Origin of the sequence: Paenibacillus sp. MER 180 (assembly GCF_023713665.1) — a bacterium.
Taxonomy (GTDB): domain Bacteria; phylum Bacillota; class Bacilli; order Paenibacillales; family Paenibacillaceae; genus Paenibacillus_B; species Paenibacillus_B suaedae.
In genome coordinates this window covers 177,144-199,811 of sequence record NZ_JAMAVT010000001.1, presented here as the reverse complement: position 1 = coordinate 199,811, position 22,668 = coordinate 177,144, and the positions used below count along the sequence as shown (strand labels likewise).

Annotated in this window: 16 protein-coding genes; 11 read left to right on the top strand and 5 right to left on the bottom strand. The window is 49.8% G+C overall.

Going from position 1 to position 22,668, the window contains the following annotated elements; genetic code table 11:
* The first annotated feature begins 53 nt into the window (after nucleotides 1-53).
* The 4 genes from M3661_RS00795 to M3661_RS00780 all read left to right on the top strand — a co-directional run bounded on the left by M3661_RS00795 (nucleotide 54) and on the right by M3661_RS00780 (nucleotide 6,295).
* Nucleotides 54-1,340, top strand: coding sequence for a glycoside hydrolase family 125 protein (locus tag M3661_RS00795; RefSeq protein ID WP_021257221.1), 1,287 nt, complete (start codon nucleotides 54-56; stop codon nucleotides 1,338-1,340).
* Nucleotides 1,341-1,433: 93 nt separating this feature from the next.
* Nucleotides 1,434-4,151 (top strand): alpha-mannosidase, encoded by a 2,718-nt coding sequence (locus M3661_RS00790; RefSeq protein WP_065293758.1) that lies wholly within the window; start codon nucleotides 1,434-1,436, stop codon nucleotides 4,149-4,151.
* Between the two features lie 178 nt (nucleotides 4,152-4,329).
* Nucleotides 4,330-5,637: an MFS transporter gene (locus M3661_RS00785; protein ID WP_251481344.1), complete on the top strand. Its 1,308-nt coding sequence runs from the start codon at nucleotides 4,330-4,332 to the stop codon at nucleotides 5,635-5,637.
* A 13-nt stretch (nucleotides 5,638-5,650) separates the two neighbouring features.
* Nucleotides 5,651-6,295 carry an ArsR/SmtB family transcription factor gene (locus M3661_RS00780; RefSeq protein WP_028533377.1) on the top strand — a complete coding sequence of 215 codons (645 nt, stop codon included), beginning with the start codon at nucleotides 5,651-5,653 and terminating at the stop codon, nucleotides 6,293-6,295.
* 195 nt (nucleotides 6,296-6,490) lie between these two features.
* On the opposite strand, the gene M3661_RS00775 is transcribed toward M3661_RS00780, so the two are convergent.
* Entirely contained in the window at nucleotides 6,491-7,582 is a 1,092-nt protein-coding gene (locus tag M3661_RS00775; RefSeq protein ID WP_251481341.1) for a M24 family metallopeptidase, read from the bottom strand.
* A 318-nt stretch (nucleotides 7,583-7,900) separates the two neighbouring features.
* Between M3661_RS00775 and alsS the strand changes: the two genes are divergently transcribed.
* Together alsS and budA are read left to right on the top strand one after the other, a co-directional pair.
* On the top strand, nucleotides 7,901-9,550 hold the full coding sequence (gene alsS, locus M3661_RS00770) for an acetolactate synthase AlsS (RefSeq protein ID WP_251482099.1): 1,650 nt from the start codon (nucleotides 7,901-7,903) through the stop codon (nucleotides 9,548-9,550).
* A 56-nt stretch (nucleotides 9,551-9,606) separates the two neighbouring features.
* On the top strand, nucleotides 9,607-10,407 hold the full coding sequence (budA, locus tag M3661_RS00765; RefSeq protein ID WP_083189557.1) for an acetolactate decarboxylase: 801 nt from the start codon (nucleotides 9,607-9,609) through the stop codon (nucleotides 10,405-10,407).
* Nucleotides 10,408-10,783: 376 nt separating this feature from the next.
* Here budA and M3661_RS00760 read toward each other — a convergent pair whose 3' ends face one another.
* From M3661_RS00760 to M3661_RS00750, 3 genes are all read right to left on the bottom strand, one after another.
* On the bottom strand, nucleotides 10,784-13,351 hold the full coding sequence (locus tag M3661_RS00760; RefSeq protein ID WP_251481339.1) for a glycoside hydrolase family 38 N-terminal domain-containing protein: 2,568 nt from the start codon (nucleotides 13,349-13,351) through the stop codon (nucleotides 10,784-10,786).
* 205 nt (nucleotides 13,352-13,556) lie between these two features.
* Entirely contained in the window at nucleotides 13,557-14,516 is a 960-nt protein-coding gene (locus M3661_RS00755; RefSeq protein WP_251481336.1) for an AraC family transcriptional regulator, read from the bottom strand.
* 102 nt (nucleotides 14,517-14,618) lie between these two features.
* The gene (locus tag M3661_RS00750) at nucleotides 14,619-15,359 is read right to left on the bottom strand and encodes a hypothetical protein (RefSeq protein ID WP_251481334.1); all 741 of its coding nucleotides are present in this window, start codon (nucleotides 15,357-15,359) and stop codon (nucleotides 14,619-14,621) included.
* Between the two features lie 322 nt (nucleotides 15,360-15,681).
* On the opposite strand from M3661_RS00750, the gene M3661_RS00745 reads away from it, so the two are divergent.
* Complete coding sequence (locus tag M3661_RS00745; protein WP_021257210.1) at nucleotides 15,682-16,362, top strand: TorD/DmsD family molecular chaperone; 681 nt, start codon at nucleotides 15,682-15,684, stop codon at nucleotides 16,360-16,362.
* A 97-nt stretch (nucleotides 16,363-16,459) separates the two neighbouring features.
* Here M3661_RS00745 and M3661_RS00740 read toward each other — a convergent pair whose 3' ends face one another.
* Entirely contained in the window at nucleotides 16,460-17,044 is a 585-nt protein-coding gene (locus M3661_RS00740) for a TetR/AcrR family transcriptional regulator (RefSeq protein ID WP_021257209.1), read from the bottom strand.
* A 244-nt stretch (nucleotides 17,045-17,288) separates the two neighbouring features.
* Here M3661_RS00740 and cls point away from each other — a divergent pair, with 244 nt between their 5' ends.
* The 4 genes from cls (at nucleotide 17,289) to M3661_RS00720 (ending at nucleotide 22,521) form a co-directional block, all read left to right on the top strand.
* Nucleotides 17,289-18,800 (top strand): cardiolipin synthase, encoded by a 1,512-nt coding sequence (cls, locus tag M3661_RS00735; protein ID WP_065292968.1) that lies wholly within the window; start codon nucleotides 17,289-17,291, stop codon nucleotides 18,798-18,800.
* A gap of 121 nt (nucleotides 18,801-18,921) precedes the next feature.
* Nucleotides 18,922-19,776, top strand: a complete 855-nt coding sequence (locus tag M3661_RS00730) for an ABC transporter ATP-binding protein (RefSeq protein ID WP_021257207.1) — start codon at nucleotides 18,922-18,924, stop codon at nucleotides 19,774-19,776.
* 157 nt (nucleotides 19,777-19,933) lie between these two features.
* The gene (locus tag M3661_RS00725) at nucleotides 19,934-21,151 is read left to right on the top strand and encodes an MFS transporter (protein WP_251481331.1); all 1,218 of its coding nucleotides are present in this window, start codon (nucleotides 19,934-19,936) and stop codon (nucleotides 21,149-21,151) included.
* A gap of 161 nt (nucleotides 21,152-21,312) precedes the next feature.
* Nucleotides 21,313-22,521 carry an ornithine--oxo-acid transaminase gene (locus M3661_RS00720; protein ID WP_251481329.1) on the top strand — a complete coding sequence of 403 codons (1,209 nt, stop codon included), beginning with the start codon at nucleotides 21,313-21,315 and terminating at the stop codon, nucleotides 22,519-22,521.
* Nucleotides 22,522-22,668 lie beyond the last annotated feature (147 nt).

Genomic DNA, 22,668 nt, shown 5'->3' with positions numbered 1-22,668 from the left:
AATACAAATAATTCACTTGCGTTGTGATCATAAGTGAAAAGGAGAGAGCCGACATGGAACGTCTACCACAAGCCGTGCTTCGCGTGATGGAAGAAGCAAAGACGAAATTGGCCTATAACCCGAAATTGATGGAGCAGTTCCTGAACTGCTTCCCGAATACGCTGCAAACAACAACTAAGCTGCATGAAGACGGTACATCCTACGTCTTTACTGGAGATATTCCAGCCATGTGGCTGCGCGATTCCAGCGCTCAGGTACGCCAATACATGCCGCTTGCGAAGGACGATGCGGATGTGCGACGCGTCATTGCCGGATTAGTGCGCAAGCAGCTGAAATATATTCAAATCGACCCTTATGCAAATGCATTTAATGAACAAGAAGTAGCACTGGATGAAATTCATCACCGTGACCAAACGAAGCTGAACGGCTGGGTATGGGAACGCAAGTATGAGATTGACTCCCTCTGCTATCCGCTTCAATTGTCCTATTTGTATTGGAAAGAGACAGGGGACACTTCCCTATTTGACGGTGAATATAAGACGGTTGCCCATATCATCATGGATCTGTGGACGACGGAACAGCGTCACTTTGCGCAATCGCCTTACCGCTTCGAGCGGATGGATTGCCGCAAGACAGATACGCTCAAGAACAATGGCATGGGTATGCCGGTCAACTATACAGGCATGACATGGTCTGCATTCCGTCCAAGTGACGATGCGTGCACCTTTGGCTATTTGGTTCCTTCCAACATGTTCGCGGTTGTTGTGCTGCGGTACTTGGAAGAAATCGCAACAACGGTCTATGAAGATGCGCCGTTTGCCGCGAAGGCTCGCGCACTGATGGAAGAAATCGACGAAGGCATTCAAGCGTACGGCATCTTCCACCACCCGAAATACGGCAAAATCTATGCTTATGAAACAGATGGCTTCGGCAACTATAACCTGATGGACGATGCGAACGTGCCTAGCTTGCTCGCGATTCCGTACCTTGGTTATACAACGGCAGACGATCCAATCTATCAAAATACACGCCGCTTCATTCTGAGTGAAGAGAATCCTTACTTCTACTCCGGTAAAGCAGCGAAGGGTATCGGCAGTCCGCATACGCCGGATCAATACATTTGGCATATTGCCTTGTCGATGCAAGGCTTGACAGCAAACTCGCAGGAAGAGATTGCTTCCCTGATCGAGCTACTCACAACGACAGATGCAGGCACAGGTTACATGCATGAAGGCTTCCATGTGGATGATCCTGCACAGTTCACACGTGAATGGTTCGCTTGGTCGAACAGCTTGTTCTCAGAACTGATTTTCCGCGAACATTGGCTTAAAGGGGAATAAGCAATAAGCAAGCCAATTGCTCATGCAGCAATGTCAGATCATTAGGAATACTGGCACCTCTATCACACACATCATGGAAGAGAGGGAAACAACATGACAAAAAAGACAGCCCATATCATTTCTCATACACACTGGGATCGCGAATGGTATATGCCTTACGAGTATCATCACACTTTATTGATTGAATTGATGGATACGCTCCTTGATACACTCGATAACGATCCAGGCTTCAAGAGCTTCCATCTGGACGGACAAACGATCATGTTGGAAGACTACTTGCAGGTTCGCCCTGAAATGAAGGAGAAGCTGACGAAGTACATTCAAGAAGGCCGCATTCATATCGGCCCTTGGTACATCCTGCAGGATGAGTTCTTGACAAGCAGCGAGGCGAATGTGCGCAATATGCAAATCGGTCATCGCGATGCGAAGCAGTATGGCGGCAACATTTCCAAGGTTGGCTACTTCCCGGATTCATTCGGTAATATGGGCCAAGCGCCGCAGATTTTGAAGCAATCCGGCATTGATGTGGCTGTATTCGGCCGCGGTGTTAAGCCAACTGGATTCAACAACCAAGTATCGGAAGATGCAGCATATGAATCGCCGTTCTCCGAGATGATCTGGGAATCCCCAGACGGCTCGCGCGTCATCGGCATTTTGTTCGCGAACTGGTACTGTAACGGAATGGAAGTACCTGTTGATGAGCCGCAGGCAGTCGCTTATTGGGACAAGCAAATTCCGAATGCGGAGAAATTCGCATCTACACGCCACTTGTTGTTCATGAACGGGTGTGACCACCAGCCGATTCAAACGGATCTGTCCAAAGCGATTGAAGTGGCGAAGAAGCTGTTCCCGGATGTGGACTTCGTTCATTCCAACTTCAACGATTATGTAGATGAGCTTCGCAAGGAGCTGCCTGAGAACCTTCAGACAGTACACGGCGAATTGCGCAGCCAACGTACAGACGGCTGGTATACGCTCGTTAATACAGCGTCCTCCCGTGTGTACTTGAAGCAAATGAACGCAGAGAACCAGACGCTGCTTGAGAAGGTAGCAGAGCCGCTTGCGGCAATTGCGCACCAAGCAGGCAAGCCATACCCACACCACCTGTTCGTGTATGCGTGGAAGACATTGATGCAGAACCATCCGCATGATAGCATTTGCGGCTGCAGCGTGGACGAAGTGCACCGTGAAATGGTGACACGCTTCGAGAAGTCGAAGCATACAACAGAGACAATTATTAATGAAACGGTAGACAGCCTGCTGAAGCAGATTGATACATCCGTATATAGCGGCAAGCAAGCTGTGCCATTTACCGTATTCAACTCGACAGGATACAATCGCGACGGCGTAGTGGAAGTGACAATCGAATTGTCTCGCCGCTACTTCCGCGAAGCTCATCCGATGAAGCTGGCAGCGGAAATGAAGAAGGATCCAATCGTACCAGGCGCAGTTGTCGACGCAGACGGCAACGTGCTGGATTGCGAATGGGAAGATGCGGGCGTAGTCTTCGGCTATGACTTGCCGAAGGATAAGTTCCGTCAGCCATATATGGCGCGTGCAGTGAAGGTGCGCTTGCAAGTACAAGACATCCCTGCATTCGGTTATAAGACGCTTGCTTGGGTGACAGGTGCATCGAAGGAGCAAGAGGCTAGCCTTGTGACAGGCGAGTTCACACTTGAAAATGATCGCTTGAAGGCAGTCGTTGCGGAAGATGGCTCGCTTACATTGACAGACAAGTCGACTGGCCATACGCATGCTGGCCTGAACGTATATGAAGATGCAGGCGACATCGGGAACGAGTACATGTTCCGCATGCCTGCAGGCTCCAAGCCGCTTACGACGGCAGGGCTGAAGGCAGAGCGCAAGGTTGTAGAAAATACGCCATACCGTGCGGTAATCGAAGTGGCGCATAACTGGAGCATTCCGGTATCCGCTGACGATAAATTGGAAGAAGAGCGCCGCGACATTGTGGACTTCAACCTTCGCAAGGCACAGCGCTCGACTGAATTGGTTACATTCCGCATCATTACTCGCTATACGCTCGATCGTGGTGCGAAGCGCGTCGATGTTCATGTAACGATGGACAACAAGTCCAAGGATCACCGCGTAAGAGCGTTGTTCCCAAGCGGCTTTGAGTCCGAAACACACTTGGCGGAATCGATCTTCGAAGCGGCACGCCGCAACAACATTCCAGCGAAGGAATGGGAGAACCCAAGCAACGATCAGCATCAGCACACATTTGTCAGCGTAAGCGACGGCAAGCTGGGCTTGACGGTTGCGAACAAAGGCTTGTTCGAATACGAAGTATCGCAAGACAACAAGAACACGATTGCAGTTACGCTGCTTCGCTCTTCCGGCGAGCTTGGCGACTGGGGCTACTTCCCGACACCAGAAGCGCAGTGCATCGGCGTTCATACGGCTGAATATGCAATCATCCCGCATGCTGGCGACGTAGTTGCTTCTGGCGCTTACGCGGAAGCACATTCGTTCCAAGTGCCTTGGGTTGTACGCCAAGTAGAAGTGCAGGAAGGCAAGTTCCCAGTGAACCATGCATTCCTGGCATGGAACGGCGAAGGCGTAGCGTTCTCCTCCTTGAAGATGGCAGAAGAGACAGGCGACATGGTCGGCCGCTGGTTCAACTTCAAGCATGAAGAAGCTGCTCTGAACGTATCGCTTCCAGAAGCTGCGAAAGGCTTCTACCGCAGCAATATCATGGAAGAAGTTCAAGAGAACATTGCTTCCACGAATAACCGTGAAGTAAGTGTTGCCTTGAGTAGTGCTGAGATCTTCTCGCTCGGTATCCAAAAATAATACGTATGATCATAGGGAAGACGCTTGCGAAGACTCGCAAGCGTCTTTTTTGTTGTCAGATGAGCTTGCACAGCAATTCATATTTATTTTGCGAACAGGAAAATAACCCCTTTACAAAAACATTTTTATCGCTAAAATAAATTTTAACGATAAAAATAACCTTAGTGGAGGGTTCCTTATGAAGCTGCTCATAAACAATCGCGCATTCCGATTTCTATGGCTTGCCCAAATCATTTCTGAGCTTGGTGACGGTATTACACGGCTCGTTGTTATCTTTCTTGTCGCTCATTTATCAAGCGATCCGCTGGCTATTAGTCTTGTCGTACTCGCTAATGTACTGCCAAGCATGCTCCTTGGAACATTCGTAGGCCCGATCGCTGATCGCTTCCAGCGCAGCCACATCATGATGGCCGCTGATATCTACCGTGCGATCATTGTTGTCCTTCTTATCGCATCCCAGCACAATTTATACGGAATTTATGCTTTAGTATTGCTGCAAAACATCGGCACCGTGTTTTTTGAGCCTGCGCGTTCCGCTATTGTGCCCAGTCTTATTGGGAAAGAGAATATCCCGCAGGCCGTTTCCTTCTCGCAGGCTACTTATATGGCTATGAGGCTGGTGGGGCCATCGATTGCGGGGCTGTTAATTCCACTAGGTCATTTTGACCGGCTATTCCTTTTTAATGGACTTACGTTTATGCTGTCTGCTTTGTTTATTTATGCGATGTCCAAAGCAATACCTACTCCTGATCGAACCCATGAAGATATCCAAGATGAACGCGGGGTGCGCAAGCAGTCAGCTGCTGAGAAGGAACCGTACTGGAAATCCTTGAAGGCGGGGCTGCGCACGATTTACCGCCACGATGGATTATTTGCACTCCTTCTGCTGCTTGTGCCGATCATGCTTGTCATGGGTGTTATTAATACAAACTTGAATGCGGCTTTGCTGCAAACCTTCCGCATCCCGGCCGAGCACTTTGGTTTCATCTCCAGTATGGTAGCCGTGGGAAGCATATTAGGGGCGCTCGCTGCACCTCATCTCATGAAGCGAATGGCTTCCAATGTTCTGCTGCTCGGGGCAGTAGGGGTTATCGGCCTGTTCTGCTTGCTCATTGTTCCATTGCACTCGCTGTACCAAGCGAGCGGGGTTCTCAGCGTATATGTATGGTCGATTGGTCTTGGTGTATCAATGGCCTGCACGAATGTGCCGCTCAGCAGTTTGTTTATTACCATTATGCCAGATGAAATGAGAGGCCGCGGATCGGGAGTATTCGATTCTGTGTCGCAAGCTGGCACGGTTCTTGGCATAGGCATAGGTGGGTTATTCGCTTCTATGTTCGGCGTATTGCTGGCCACCGCGCTTGCCGGATTGCTGCTTATTATTGTCGTTGTCATTTTCCCTCTGTTAAAATATAACCAAGCACTTCGGACTACGAACGAAGCGAAAATGACGGGAGGAGACCTGGCGATGTCTTCTTCAGACTAAGGGAGGGGACAGCTTGCAAGAGCAGCGAGTAATTAACGATGTCGAGCTGTTGAAGATCATGCTGGATCCACGCCGGATGCAAATATTGCGGTTTGCGCAAGACGAGCCGATTACGGTGAAGCAGATGGCAGAGATAATGGATGAGAAGCCATCCAGACTGTATTACCATGTGAAAAAGCTGGAGGAGGCTGGGCTGCTGGAGCTCGTTGAGACGAAGCAGCAGGGGAATCTAATCGAGAAGTATTATCTTGCAAATCAAGAGAAGCGTAGCTATACGTTGGGGAAGGAATTATCACAGGAGCATTCCAGTCTGATTGTACAAGAGCTTCTGCGCATTACCCATCAAGGTATAGATGTAATCGAGGACGGAATGCGAAAAGGTCAGTACGGAGAGGACTTGCTTGCGGAAGCAAAGATTGCCTATTCGTCCATGACGCCGATGGAATGGGCGGAGAAAGCGTATTATGTACAGCAAGCAACCTCAGCTAATTACACGCCGCCACCTTTCAATCCAGACGAGTCCTCGATTGCTAATGATGAACAATTGCGAGAGCAGACGACCAAGGATGAATACGTGTTCGTCATGCTCAGCTACCGCCTAAAGGATGTCCCGAACCGGGAATCTGTCGATGGTAACGAGAATATGAATCATGAGTGATGAATGATTGATGGATAATCGATGGTAGTCTTTGTTCAAATTTGGGACAATGTTGAGGTTAATCGAATATGCAGAAGAACACCCACCCTCCATGCCTGAGATGAGCAGGAGGGTGGGTGTTTGTTTTTGGAGGTTTGTAAGGTACATACAATGCTTCTCCAAGTTGTGTATGGAATCGGTTAGAACAGAAATGCGTTACCCGCCGATGATCGTTAGTTTCTTCGGATAAGAAGTCAATACCTCAACACCGTCTGCGGTTACGATGACATCATCTTCGATGCGCACGCCAGCCACCTTCGGCACATAGATGCCCGGTTCAATCGTGAACAGCATGCCCGGCTCAAGCACATCCTCGTTGCGCTCATGTACAGATGGGTACTCATGGACATCGATGCCGAGGCCATGACCGAGACGATGGGTGAAATAATCGCCGTAGCCTTTGTCCGCAATGACCTTGCGTGCTGTGCGATCAAGGCTGCCGAACGTAACACCTGGCTTCACAGCTTCAATGGCTGCCATGTTCGCCGCGAGCACCGTATTGTAAATTTCCTTGCAAGTATCATTCACTTCACCTACGGCGAATGTGCGCGTAATGTCAGAGGCATACCCGTTCGCGTATACGCCCATATCGAACAAGAGAAGCTCGCCTTCCTTTATTTTGCGGGAACCTGGTACTCCGTGGGGGAGTGCTGCATTCTCTCCAGCCAGCACCATCGTGCTGAAGGATGGGCCGTCTGAACCAAGCTTCTTCATCAAATATTCAAGCTCTGCCACCATTTCGATTTCACTCATGCCCACTTTAACTCGGCTTACGCCTTCCAGCAGAACAGCTTCGACAAGTCGAACTGCTTCTTTCATACGAACGACTTCTTCTTCCGACTTGATGACACGCATCGCCTGCAGGATTGGGCCCGCATCTACGAAGCTTTTCGCTGCTGTGGCACTCGTTAATGCTTCATAGCGCTGTACGGACATATGTCCCTTCTCGATCGCGAAGCGAGCTGCCTGCTGTGGCAGATGCTGCTTCAGGATGTCATAAGGGTTGTCTGTATCTGTATGGGTAGCAATCTGTTGCACCACAGATACAGCGGCTGCTTTGTCCCCGTCCAGTACAGGTACAATCAGTGTTGGTTCGCCCTGTTGAGGGACTACGATTCCAAGGAAGCGCTCATGTGGATCACAAGCAAAGCCAGTCAAATAATAGACATGCTTCGGATCGGTAATCAGCATCACGTCAATGCCGCTTTGCTCCATGGCGGAATGGAGCTTGTTCCATTTATCATTCATCGAAAATCTATCCTTTCGTTCGGTAGTATAAGGTAGTCTAGGATCATTAGCCAGGCTTCTATTCTCGAATGTACCATGGCCGATTGAAAAATGCGAATAGACAAAATCTAAAAAAGGAGTATTATATATAATACAGACTGATTATTTTCATGTGTTTTCACAACATGTGTTTTATACTGTACTAGTATTATGCCAATTATCGCCATGAGGAAAGGAATGACCGTCATGAACAATACGAAGACTCGCACGAACCATCAAGCAAGCGAACGCGTTGAAAACCATCGAGTTGATTCCGTTACCCATTCACAATCATTCACTATGCGTGGAGCAGACATTGTCGTAGACTGCCTGAATCGTCAAGGCGTCACTCATATATTTGGAATTCCAGGGGCTAAGGTTGACAGCGTTTTTGACGCACTTGTTGATCGTGGCCCCTCTTTAATTGTGTGTCGGCATGAACAGAACGCAGCGTTCATGGCTGCCGCGGTAGGGCGATTAACAGGCAAACCTGGGGTGTGCCTGGTGACATCTGGACCAGGGGCATCCAACTTGGCAACAGGTCTTGTTACCGCAACGGCGGAAGGTGATCCGGTGGTTGCCTTAGGTGGCGCTGTATCTCGTGCAGATCGCTTGAAGCGGACACACCAATCCATGGATAATGCAGCACTGTTCCAGCCGGTAACGAAGTACAGCGCAGAAGTGCAGCATCCGGACAACCTGCCGGAGGTGCTGACGAATGCCTTCCGTGCAGCGACCTCGCCGCGTCAGGGTGCAGCCTTCGTCAGCCTGCCGCAGGATGTAATTACTAGCCCGGTAGAGGTATCGGCGATTGGCCCGCTGCCTTCGCCACGGCTCGGAGCGGCTCCTTCCGAAGGAATAGCCGAGGCGGCTGAAGCATTGCGCAGTGCGCGCATCCCGGTCATTCTCCTTGGGATGCGGGCAAGCTCGCCGGAAGCAGTCTATGCGATTCGGCAGTTGGTCGCACATACCAACATTCCGGTTGTAGAGACCTTCCAAGCAGCAGGTGCTATCTCTCGCGAATTGGAGGCTCACTTCTTCGGCCGTATCGGATTGTTCCGCAATCAGCCGGGGGATGAGCTGATTGAACAATCGGATGTTGTGCTGACCATCGGGTACGATCCTGTGGAATACGATCCGAAGTTCTGGAATCATGATGGCAAGCGCCACATCATTCATCTCGATGATGTCCAAGCCGACATTGATCATGATTACCAGCCTGAGATGGAGCTGCTCGGAAGCATCGATCGTACCGTGCAGGAATTGACGAAGCACTTGGCCGGCTTGCAGCGGACGCCAGAAGCGAAGGTGCTGTGCGATTCCTTGCTTGCGAAGCTGGTAGAGGCGTGCGAGCCGCCGCAGAAGGTGAAGCCGGGAACGGTTCATCCCTTGCAAATTATTCATGGTCTGCGCAGCGTCATCGATGACAACGTTACGGTAACGTGTGACGTGGGCTCTCATTATATATGGATGGCGCGTTACTTCCGCTCTTATGAGCCGCGCCGCCTGCTGTTCAGCAATGGCATGCAGACACTTGGCGTCGCCTTGCCTTGGGCCATTGCTGCTGCCTTGGTTCGTCCGAATGAGAAGGTGGTATCCGTATCAGGGGATGGGGGCTTCTTGTTCTCTGCGATGGAGCTTGAAACAGCCGTACGCTTGAAGCTGCCAATTGTCCATCTCGTCTGGAATGACGGCACGTACGATATGGTTGCGTTCCAGCAGCAAATGAAATATGGCCGGACTGCAGGTGTCGAATTCGGCCAGCCGGACATGGTGCAGTATGCAGAGAGCTACGGAGCTACTGGCTACCGTGTCACGGATCCTGCCGAACTGGTACCGACACTGAGGAAGGCGCTTGAAGCAGAAGGGCCTGTCGTTATCGACATTCCGGTCGATTACAGTGATAATATCGCGCTTGGAGATACGCTGCTCCCAGACCAATTCCACTAAGAATGCATCTGGCAGCGCAAGAAAAGTACAGCTTGCAACAAGGAGGAACAGATAAGATGAATGCCGTATTGGAACATCCAGTCAACGAAACATTACGTCCATCGGACTCATATACAACAACGGAACGAGAAGCGGAACACCGCTCAGAGAAGCCGAGCGCCATTTTCCAGACATCTACCATGAGCGCCCTGCTCGACGGTGTATTCGAGGGAAGCATGACAATGGCTGAGCTGAAGCAGCATGGCGACTTCGGTATAGGCACATTCAATGAATTGGATGGGGAATTAATCGCCTTCGATGGAGACTATTATCGCCTGCGCTCCGACAGCAGTGTAACGCCCGTGAAGCCGGAAGACGGAACTCCATTTGCTTCCGTAACGTTCTTCCAGCCAGTCAAGACATTCCGTGTGAACCAGCCAATGAGCCGCAGCCAGCTAGAGCAGCTGATAGACAGCCTGCTCCCGAGCCTGAACCTGTTCTATGCGATTCGTATTGACGGGGAGTTCGAATGTGTAGTAACACGTACCGTTGCGAAGCAGAAGCCGCCATTCCGCCCGTTCTTGGAGGCAATCGAATCTCAGCCAACATTCACATTGGAGAAGAAAAAGGGGACTGTAGCAGCGTTCCGCATGCCGGCATTTGCTCAAGGAATAGCTGTAGCGGGCTATCACCATCACTTCGTTGATGATGCGCGCACAGGCGGCGGGCATGTGCTGGACTTGCAGCTTAAATCAGGCATCGTGCAGATAGGCAAGCCGTCAGAGGTGCATATGCATTTCCCTGAGACCGAAGCGTTCATGAACGCTGACCTGACGAGCCGCGATCTCGATGCAGAAATTGCGAAGGCAGAAGGTTGATCCGATAGTCAAGCCTGCTGGTAAGCAAACGTAGAACCCGCACGTTGAACGAACGAATCGTACCCCCGTACAACGTACTCGTACTTTCATAGTACCCGTACAACGTACTCGTACATTCATAGTACCCGTACAACGTACTCGTACATTCATAGTACCCGTACAGTGTGCATTTGAATTGCAGCATCAGCGTGTACATGAGTAAGTTTACAATATGCCAAGAAGGCCTGAATGGGAGAGAATGGAGCCCGTTTGGGTCTTTTTTTATTAAGGAGACAAGGTTGTGTGTGATGGCTAATGAAGGGTAAATCCCCTGATGCCTTGATGGGAGTGGATATCAGGGGGCGGATGATACTGCACTTTGAAAGATACGGCAGCCTTAACTCATGCGAGCGACAGTAAACGATGTGGCAAGCGTGGAAATTTCATTGGACAATTGCGCTGCGCTTATATCATGACGCAATTCCACAGCATAACAGAATTCGTAGAAACCTCCAAGTGTGGCTTTGAAATTCGTTTCCCAATAGTTCGTCATTAACCAAGCATAGGTAGACGGCTTAGCGTCCAGCGACTGCTGGGTATGAACAAGTCTGCGGCCATGCTCAAGCGATCCCAGTTGCAGCAGCGGTGTATCGGGCATAGCGAGAAGCAGTGTAAGCTCTTCGGACTGTGAACCTGTATAGTCTGTCACTGGAGGTTTATCGCTAGGATCAGCTGAATTAGGATGCGATGCATGCGTATGATTGCACCATGCCAGACCTTCTTGAATGCACGTATAATCCAGGCACGTGCCTGGCAGCTGATCGATCCATGGACGTACGATGGCTCCTGCTTTCTCTACATACAAGGTATCTTTGTGATGTTCGCCAGTCGTGAACGGCAGTGCGACATATACGTTCTCGGGAAGCCATACGCTGTCTTTGTGAAGCCGAACAGATATCTCGACCCGATTCGATGCAGCATGTACCTTCAGGAATAGTGCGTAATAGCTCATTCCTTCGATCACGTAAGTCAGCTCTATTGTCGCATATAACGGACCATTCTCGATTGGACGTGCACGGACGAGGCGACCGGTGCTTCGCTCTACGTTTATACCCTTGCGATTGCGTCCCATCCGGCTGCGAACAGCCCAGACTTGGCTCTGATCGCTTGAATCAGCAGCCGGAGTGACCTCGTAAATGGGTGTGAATGCACCGTGCTCGCGATTGGCTGCCAGCATTTCGCATCCCGTTTGTTTATCGATCCAAGAGATAATGCCCTCGTTTTCTTTCCATTCAATCCGTACATAGGGTGATTCAATCGAATGCTGAGCAATACGAATAGGACCATGTGCAGACTCTTCTGCATGCAAGTCCTCCATATCATAGACTCGATCACTTCCCATCAGGCGGGTATTGGATGTTGTCAGATTTGTAGGGCGAGCTGGTGCCTTACGAAGGTTCAGGAAGCACTCTTCACCTGGAGCGAGCGTGACTTGAACGACAACGGACTGTGGGTGAGGGGACTGGTGCGGAAGCACATTCCCGGTTCCCTCATGTACGACTTCCAATCCACCTTCGAATAGAGCAGGCTCCCATCCGTCTAAGGATAGGGTGACAAGCTTGGCAGCGGGTGCATGCTCCGTGTTCACAATGCGATAGCGGAATGGACGCTCAGGATATAGAGGTGCAGCACCTTGCGCGAACAGCACCTGATCCAGCGCTTGGTGCGCAAGGCGGCTGGCCTCGGCTGCATAGGCCTGCTTGCGTACTTCGAGCAGCTGTACGTTCGGGTGCCATGGCTCATAGATGGAGGAGTGGTAGCCCCATGTATGTTCCGCATACATGACAAGTGCTTGCTCGACTTGATTCAGCTTCGAGATGTCCACGATGCTAGCCTTAGGATCGAGGCGCTTCACCTTGCGCAGTGTGCGCTGTGCGTCACGGAACAGCTGTGTATGCATGGCAGTTGAGCTGACGCCGTCAGACCACCAATCCGGCCAATCTCCTGTATAGACCGGCAATTGGTCAACATCTTCCTGCTTCAATCTAGCAAAGAAATCATGAAGCGTCGTCATCTCGATGCGTATCGAATCGCCGTATTGATCGTTCCAATTACGAATGAACTCCATAATTCGGCCGTTGGGTGCGGCATTGTCTGTACCTAGACCAGACAGCATGACCGGTACAAAGTCATAGGGATACCCTTCTTCCTCAAGCCGGCATACATAACGGTGCATACGGATGCGGGCAATCTCGTCATGATGCGCATCGATTAACTGGTTATCGAATTCGTCTTGGATCATATATTTGCCGAGTGCATCGGGACATAAGCCAAGTTCGTTGCCGAACATGTAGTGCTCTCCGTTCCAGACGAGCAATCTCTCGCCATTCGGCGCCTGCCACCAGAAGGGAGTCTGCTTGCGGCCAAGTGCGAACATGCCGTGGTGGGTGTGGATGCAGCTGAATAAATGCTTGATGCCATTGTAGAGGAGGCTCTGGGCATACCCCCATCCATAGCCGTTAATGTCAGCAGTCATCGCTGAGTCCACATGTTGCCCGATCGACTCTGCGTATGTCTGTGCTTTACGATGAATGCTATGCAATAAGGAATAGTCCGGCAGCTCCGTCATATTCAAATACGTACCGGACAGCTCGATGCTGCCGCTGCGCACAGCCTCCGCGAATTGCTCGCGTTCACCCTCCGAAGCGTGCTCCAAGAATCGTTCCACTGCCCAGAATGTCTCGCAGGTCCAACGAAATCCCCTCCATTCCGGCTTCGTTCCGTTCGATGCTTGCTGCACGATGTTCAGCGCCTGCCGAATAAATTCGACGTGATAACGCTCGATCTTCTCCTGGCGTTCCGTATATCCGATGTCCGTATGGGAGTGGTGTATCGCATAAATGGTCCAAGTCCGCTTCGGGGATGGGGTTACCGCGCGTGCGATATGCTGTTCGATGTTCATCATGTAAGGCCTCCAATTCCATTTCAGCTAGTAACAAGTAATGAAAGAAACCTTCCGCTCCATTCCGGCTTCAGAAGGTCAGTGACATGGCAGCGAAGAGCAGAGATTGTGTCCCCCTGTCTTCTCTCCTGTATGCCCTCATTGTAAGAAATGGTGGGAAGGTTGTATTTGGACTGGTTGGCTTTGTTTTTGTAAAATACGGACATCATTATACGTTGGGACGTTGACTCGGATCTGTATCGGGACGAGCGCGGTGGAGATCACGGCGACGGTAACGTGCAGGAGATACTCCAAGCAACTGAGTGAATACTCTTGTAAAATAATGCACCGACTCGAAGCCACACTGCGCAGCGATATGCTTAATGGCTGCATCAGTATCGAGTAGAAGCTCCTTCGCCAATTGGATGCGCCGTTCTTGTACATAATGGACGAACGTCTGACCGCCATGCTGCATGAACAGTCGGGATAGATGACGGGGAGAAATGTGCAAATGCTGTGCTACGATCTCAAGCGACAGCGGTTCACTAAGGTTATCCGCTAAGTACAGACAGGCTCTGCGGAACAGATCATTCGTGCCGATAGACATGTTCGCGGCGCCTATGGACACTTCCGGGAGCTGGTAGGTATGCGGCGCAAATAGCGGCAGCATCGAATACAGCAGTGCCCCAGCTGTCGATTGCAGTACCGCAATCGGGTAAGCGGCTTGTCCCTGCCCATTCGCGTTATCGAACATGTACAGCAAGGCGCCCCACAGCGCTGCTGTTGCTGACTTCTCAGCTGAAGGAATAACAGGGACGGCATCTTGCGCCAGTACTTGATAGGCACGAGCGTAAGCATCTGCCGAATCTGATTCGATGATGTCGAAGGCGACGTAACATAGCGCAAGACCCTCGTCACTGCGAATCTGATGCCAGATGCCAGGTCGGGAACAGAAGGAGGTTCCTGAGGATAGCGGATAATGCTTGCCATCGTCGATATATTCTCCGCTCCCTTCCATGACGTAGCACATTTCAAAAAAAGAATGTCGATGCAGCGTGTTATGGTAATGTTGGGGCATGAAGCCCCAGTAATGGACACGATAGCGCACAGGCCCGCAGTCGATCTGGGTGGCGTATATATTGAGCGCATGATTTGCTTTTTTGTATGCTATAGGACTCGCATTCATCATATGTACTCCTTTGTGTACCATACGTATGTCTAACATGATGCTTGGTTGAAATGCAGCTGCGTAGCGAAGTTCTGATTCTTCGCAGTATGGCCCTGATCTCTCTTAATCCTCCTTATTCGGCGAAAGGATATGCTTGCCAATGGCGTAGAGGAAAATTATTGCGAAAACACCTGCCCCCACATACCACGATCGAGTTTGATCAGCATCCTCTTCTAACTGTGCTAGCAGAGTAGCTTGATCGGTAGAGACGAGAAGGGTTTTGTTCTCCTTGAGCGGGACGAGCTGTCCCTCCTGCACGTGGACGGCAATAATTGAGCTTCTGCCAGGCCGAATGCCTCGATAGGCACATCTATTTTCTTTTGAAAAAATTCCGTCATTGCATATCAGGTATATTTCTTCCTGAATCTCCGCTCCATGCACCATCGCTGGTCTTAATATAAGATGTCCAGTCAGCAGCAGCCATTCATTAGAACGAATCGGGTAACCAGCTACGGCTGCATCTTTTGCGAGCCAGTAGTTAATCTCATCGGGAGTACTAGGATAGTTTCTGTTTCTCCTTTTGTTGGGGACGTAAGTTTCTCTTTGCAGCAGCGCAAATGCAGGCTGAACGTAATCGGAATCTCCTGTTGGAGCCGCAGCTGTCATTTTTCCTTCAATAATTTGATAACCGTTCTGTGACAAATCGATCGTCGTTTTTGGCTTTATATTTTCCAGCTTCGAAATCAGGCTGCGAGTCTCCCTTTCTTTACCTGTTCCAAGTAGGAAAATAATGATGATAATCAATGCTAGGGAGGCTACGACAATAAGATCAAATAGAAAGCCTTTATTAAGTGTTTTTTTCATGGTTTCTCCTCTGATTTCTTCCCTGGAAAATGTGAAGATCAACTGTAAAGTGAGGCAACAATTGGAACTGTCTCTTTGCTATGACGTTTGTTACAATAAAATTTACCAGTATTTTAGTATCTAAATAAATCGGTTTTACGAACAAAGTATGTATGCAGTTGAATCGTATCAATTTACCGGGCAATTGAGTTCGAATTCACATAAGTGTCACATATAACGCTTTCAGCAGCCATGTTGTTCACAATTCGTCACAGCAATTGATCGTCCGGTTATGGGACAATATGGATGGAAGCTGGAAATCATCATATGGAGGGGACGGACGATGTTGTTAACGGCAGAACAGCTGGAACAGTGGAGTGGTGATACCGTGGAGCGAATGGAGACGCGCAAGGCAGCTTATCAATTGCTGGCTGATTTCCTGGGAGAAGTTCCAACACTAGATGTCATCATGGCATGGCGGAACGGGCAGGAGCTTAAGTTGTTGTCATCCAGTTCCGAAGGAGCCCAGAAGCTGTGCAGTATGCTCACGAACATGTCGATTAACGAAATGTACGCCGTATACTCCTCGCTGCGAGACGAGTATTTGCGCTTGTTCGGCTCTTCAGGCCAGCTGCCTGTAGCGCCTTGCGAGACCATGTATCGTGCGAGCGAGCAAATGTTGCCTAAGTCATACGCTCATGATGTGCGGCAAATGTATGCTGAATTCAGTTTATATTTCAAGAAGATGAACGGAGAGCCTGACGACCATATTTCCATAGAATTGGAATTCATGGCTGTTCTCATCGAGAAGATGATGAACAATGTGGCCTCGAAGGAGCGTTATGAGCGTTATATGAATGGCCAGCGCGAATTCGTGCTGGATCATCTGAAGAGCTGGGCGCCACGCTTCGCAGAGGACTTGGCACAGCATGCTGAACATCCAATTTATAAGGCAATTGGAATGCTGCTAAGAGAGTTCATCGCTAAAGAAGCCGCATGGGCAGAACAGATGAAGATCGCATAGTTGCACATTCTGTATCGATATTGATGCAGTAAGATAGAACGAAATCGAGATCTATGCATATGACAAGGGACCTTTCCACACAAAGGTCCCTTCTTCTCTATACGGACTTGCACGTAATGCCGCGCCAATAGATCGTCCAAGCGGCTTCAAGATTGCTCTCGAATCGGCTTACGCCTCCGTACAGAAGCTGTACGAACAGCCCGTCCAATATCGAGATGAATGCCTTGGCTGCCTGCTCGGGATGAACACCGTGAATTTCTTGTGAGCGCAGCGCCTGTGCCATGCGGGGGATGAGCCCCTTCTCCAGCCGCTCGATGAAGGAGTGCATGCGTTCAAGGACAGGCTCTTGAAGCGATGGAGGCGGGAAAAAGGCGACCCGCAGCATAAATTTGAGCACATCATACTGGCTGTACCGGTGACGGTAGGAGTCAAGCAGCAGCTTCAACTGATCGTAGAGCGGCAAATGCTCATGCTTGTGGAAAAAGTCCGTGATCCAGTTTAACTCATCGACAAATACAGATTGCAGCACGTGCAAAAACAGATCTTCCTTGCTCTTATAATGCGCATAAATAGATGGCTTCTTAATGCCGACTTCCTCGGCAACTTTGGACAAGGAAGTCCCGGCATAGCCATATTTGGCAAAATGGGATAGAGCGATAAGTTGAATGCGGTTGGCAGTCAAAGGGAAACCCTCCATTCTTCGCTGTTCCATAACTACCTATCGTTCGTTCGACGAAATTATGTCACACGGTTGAAATCGTTGTCAATGACATATTTGAAAGCGGAGAATTCGGGTATAGTAATTCAATATGGATTGTTCTTCCTTCACCTCTTGATTAAGACATATTGCAGGATTATATAGTAGGATGCTGTATAAGGATAGAAGCATGTTAGATACAGATATTTAGAGATGGGGGAGCATGCGGATGAGGAGAGCATTGCAGGTAGGTTTGTTTCTGATCTTATTGATGACGCTAGGTCTATACATAAACGATACGTTCGGGCATACCATCGCTACATCCTTAAGTATTATGACGACACTCGCGGTCATTACGCTTGCCGTTATTATTTTTATGGAAAATCGGCATCCTTCCAGCACGGTTGCATGGATTCTGGTGCTGGCACTCGTTCCTGTAGTCGGATTTATTTTCTATATGCTATTTGGTCAAAATTATCGCAAGCGGCGCCGTTATGCCCGCAAGGCTGTCCAGGATCGGCAGGGGTATGCCTTCATTGATAATGAATCGCTGACACGAAGGGAGCAGGTATTCGCTACCTTCAATCCTGATGAGCGCCAGCTTCTGCGACTGACGAGCCGACTTAGTAAGAGCCCGATATCCTTCGGCTCCGATACGCGGATTTTGAACAATGGGGAAGAGACGTTCTCTGCGCTCATTACGGAATTGAACCAGGCGCAGCATCATATTCATATGGAGTATTATATCTATCGAGATGACGACATCGGACGATCGCTTAAGCGAATACTGATTGATAAGGCAACTGCTGGGGTTAAGGTTCGCTTTATGGTGGATGCGGTAGGAAGCATGCATCTGCCGAAGACATTCTTGGCGGATTTGCGCAATGCCGGGGTCGAGGTGGCGGTGTTTGGTGCTGTGAAATTCCCGCTGTTCTCGAATCGGGTGAATTACCGGAACCATCGCAAAATTGTTGTCGTGGACGGCAACGTCGCTTTTATCGGCGGATTGAATGTAGGAGATGAGTATTTAAGCCGCAGCAAGACGTATGGCTTCTGGCGCGATACTCATATGATCGTCCGAGGCGAAGCGGTGAAGACGATGCAGATCATTTTCCTACAAGATTGGTGCCATACGACAGGATGCAAGTTGTACGATCCAGAATACTTGACTCCACAGCCTACGGAGTCGGCCTCAGGCGCGGTCCAGATGATCGCAAGCGGCCCCGATCAAGAATTCAAAACGATGAAAAATGTATTCTTCTCGATGCTGACTTCGGCCAAGAAATCAATCTGGATCGCAACGCCTTACTTTATTCCGGATGAGGATATCTTTACAGCCTTGCGTGTAGCAGCGTTGTCTGGTGTGGATGTGAAGCTGTTGTTCCCGGCTAAGCCGGATAAGTGGCTGCCGTTCCTGGCATCGCACTCCTATTTCCCGGGACTCATGGAGGCGGGGGTTCGCATCTATGAATATGAGAAGGGCTTCCTGCACTCGAAGCTCATTATTGTGGACGGAAAGATGGCGACGATCGGAACGGCCAATATGGATATGCGCAGCTTCCACTTGAACTTCGAAGTGAATGCACTGCTGATGCGTACAGAGAGTGTTCAGCAGCTCGTAGAGGAGTTCGAGCTTGATCTACAGTCGGCCGCACCGATCGTAGAAGAACAGTTCGCACGCAAAAAAGTGTTCACGCGCTTTCTTGAATCGGCCGCACGTCTATTCTCACCACTGCTGTAGGCCTAAGTGGACTACAGTGGTAGTTGGAATAGATTGACTCTATGTGTGGTTTGTGGCATGATTAGGTAGAACTCCTTTTGAGAACGATTTTCATTATCTATGGAATGCGGGAGGAACGATCATGTCTGTATTGAACACACGCTCTCTTACGTTATCGTACGGGGAAACCTCTATTATAGAAGATTTAACGGTTAGTATACCTGAAGGCAAGATTACGGTGCTGATTGGCAGCAACGGATGCGGCAAGTCGACGCTGCTTCGCTCCCTTGCCCGCTTGCTGAAGCCTACGCTTGGTACGGTTCTGCTGGATGGTAAAGATATTCATCGTTCCAGAACGAGGGAAGTTGCGCGTAAGATGGCGATCTTGCCTCAGGGTCCAACAGCGCCAGAAGGGTTGACGGTTCATCAGCTTGTGAAGCAAGGACGTTATCCATACCAGACCTGGCTGAAGCAGTGGTCGGAAGAGGATGAGCGGCTTGTACGCCATGCGCTCAAGGTGACAGGCCTTGAGGAATTGGCTGATCGGCCAGTAGATGCCTTGTCCGGCGGTCAACGACAACGGGCGTGGATCGCCATGACGCTTGCGCAGAATACGGATATCGTTCTGCTCGATGAGCCGACAACGTATTTGGACTTGAGCCATCAGATCGAGATACTGGATTTATTGTATGATTTGAACCGGAATGAGGGCCGTACCATCGTGATGGTTCTTCATGATTTGAACTTGGCTTGCCGGTATGCGGATCATATTATAGCTGTGCGCAATAAGGGCATTCATTCACAGGGAGCTCCAGAAGATGTGCTGACGGTCGACATGGTGAGGGACGTATTCTGCATGGAATGCATCGTATGCGATGATCCGCTGTTTGGTACACCGATGTGCGTGCCGCGCGGCAAAGGGCGCATCTGCGGTGAACGTTGTGAACGCAAGGATGAGTGCGCAGCGAACACAATGCTGCAATCAAGTGCTGTATAAAGGAAATACGGAACTTTAGAAAGATGTGGACGGGGAAATCTAAGAAGCTGTTTGGCGTTGCCAGACGGCTTTTTTTGCACCCTTATTGCCCCTTCTTTTTCCAACTGATATGCTTGGACTATTAATTATGACATATGATCATCGGAGGGACATTCATTTGTGGAGCAATCGTAACGTATGGATTGTGCTCTGTGGCGAATTTATTGCCGGCCTGGGGCTTTGGACGTCCATTATCGCGAATTTGGAATTTATGCAGCATTATGTGCCATCAGACTTTATGAAGTCATTGATATTATTCACTGGCCTTCTCGCAGGTGTGCTCATTGGGCCATATGCAGGGAAAGTGATCGATTCGCATCGCAAGAAGAGTGTCCTTATCTGGGCGGGTATCGGACGGATGATAAGTGTTTGCTTCATGTTTCTCGCCATTGCACAAGGCTCGGTCTGGTGGATGATTCTATTTGCAGTGTGTCTGCAAATATCCGCGGCATTTTATTTTCCGGCGCTTCAATCGGTCATTCCACTTATCGTTCAAGATAAAGATCTTATCGCATTGAACGGAGTCCATATGAACGCATCTACGATTGCCCGTATTATCGGAACGGTGGCAGCCGGTATGATGCTGTCTGTCATGAGCTTGTCTGCCTTGTACACGGCATCGCTCGTCGCCTATGGACTTCTGCTTGTCTCCACGTACTTCCTTGATATTGATGAGGGGGCTAAGGAAGACCGCAGCCAGAAGCGTAAAGACAAGCAAGGCGGCGGATTTAAGGAAATTGTCCCGATGCTCAAAGGGATGCCAGTTGCTCTTATGGCGCTCTGTCTATCGATTATTCCAGGATTCTTTATTGGGAGCTTCAACTTGATGGTCATTAATATTAGCGAAATGCATCAGGATACGCAAATTAAGGGCTGGCTCTACGCAGCTGAAGGCGTTGCCTTCATACTGGCTGCATTCTTCGTGAAACGCTTATCCGGTCAGCGCGATCTATTAAAGCAATTGTTCGCACTGTCCTTCATTATTGCAGCTGCGCAAGGGCTGCTGTTCTTCGCTCATGTGAAATGGATGACGCTTGTGGCTTTCGGACTCTTTGGCTTTGCAGCTGGATTCTTCTTCCCCTTGTTGTCTACGTATTTTCAGAAGTCGATTCCGAAAGAACTGCATGGCCGCTTCTTCTCATTCAGGACGATGCTGGATCGGGTCATGTTTCAAGTGGTGCTTCTTGCGGCAGGGTTCAGTCTGGATACGATAGGCTTGCCTTACATGGTACTGATTTTCAGCGCGCTATCGCTAGCTATCCTTTTGTATGGAATGGCTCATACCGTTGGCTCGACGTCCAAGCGCAAGCAGGACACCGAGAAATCGGCGATTTGAAAGTAAGATATTCGTAAATGGGCTGTGTACAGGAGGGTTCCCAAATGTTCCGTAGAAGGAATATGATGGGAACTTTTTCTGTATGAGAAAAGGAGAGTGTACACCCCTTGTGGAATAGGATGTAGGGAAGTATCGATTTTGAGGACAGAGGAGGACGGAACATGAAACGGTCAGAGGAAATTATACAGACAGCGGAACGATTCGGAGCGAGGAATTATCATCCGCTTCCTGTCGTAATCGAGAAGGCAGAAGGAGTGTGGGTTGAAGATCCAGAAGGGCGCCAATACATGGATATGTTAAGCGCTTACTCTGCCTTGAACCATGGTCATCGCCATCCGAAGCTGATCGAAGCTCTTGTGAATCAGGCGAACCAATTGACGCTGTGCTCACGCGCCTTCCATAGCGAACCGTTATCTCGTCTGAGCGAACAGTTGGCAGCATATACAGGCAAGTCCAAGATACTGCCTATGAATACGGGCGCTGAAGCAGTTGAGACTGCTCTCAAGGCGGCACGACGCTGGGCATATCGCCATAAGAGCATTCCACGCGACCAAGCGGATATTATCGTATGCAGTGGCAACTTTCATGGTCGTACCATTACCGTTACCTCATTCTCTTCCAGTGAAGAATACAAAGAAGACTTCGGCCCCTTTACACCAGGCTTCACGATCATTCCATACGGCGATGCCGAGGCACTGGAAGGTGCAATTACGCCGAACACGGCTGCATTCCTCGTAGAACCTATTCAAGGAGAGAACGGAATTGTAATGCCGCCAGATGGGTATTTGCGCAAGGTGCGAGAGATTTGCACCCGTCATCATGTGCTGTTCATTGCAGATGAAATTCAGACGGGATTCGGACGAACCGGCAAGCGCTTCGCCTGCGATTGGGAGCAGGTGATACCGGACATGTACATTATGGGCAAGGCACTTGGTGGAGGTGTGCTTCCGATTTCTGCTGTAGCAGCAAACGAAGCGATCTTATCCGTCTTTGAGCCAGGTTCGCATGGCTCAACCTTCGGCGGCAATCCGCTAGCTTGTGCGGTGGCCTCAGCGGCGCTTACCGTACTTGACGAAGAAGAGTTGGCAGAGCGCGCCGAACGGCTCGGGGCATATTTCCAGAAGCAGCTTGCCAGCATATCCAGCCCGATTGTGAAGGAAATTCGTGGTCGTGGCCTGCTGATTGGCATGGAGCTAACGGAGGGGGCCAGGCTCTACTGTGAGGCTCTTATGCGTCTTGGTCTGCTCTGTAAGGAGACGCATGGCACGGTCATTCGCTTTGCGCCGCCGCTGGTCATCACGGAAGAACAGCTGGATTGGGCAGTAGAGCGTATTCGCAGTGTGCTGGTCTCAGGGGCGATTATTGCTTGAACAACAAGAGGGTGACAACATCGCAATCTGCTTACTCAATAGAAGGTTTAAGTCATGCCTATTTAGTTAGAGAAGGTAATAGATGTGATCATAGACGCAGTGAATAAGTAGAAGTTCGAACGGATATTCCAGGATTGTCATATCGAA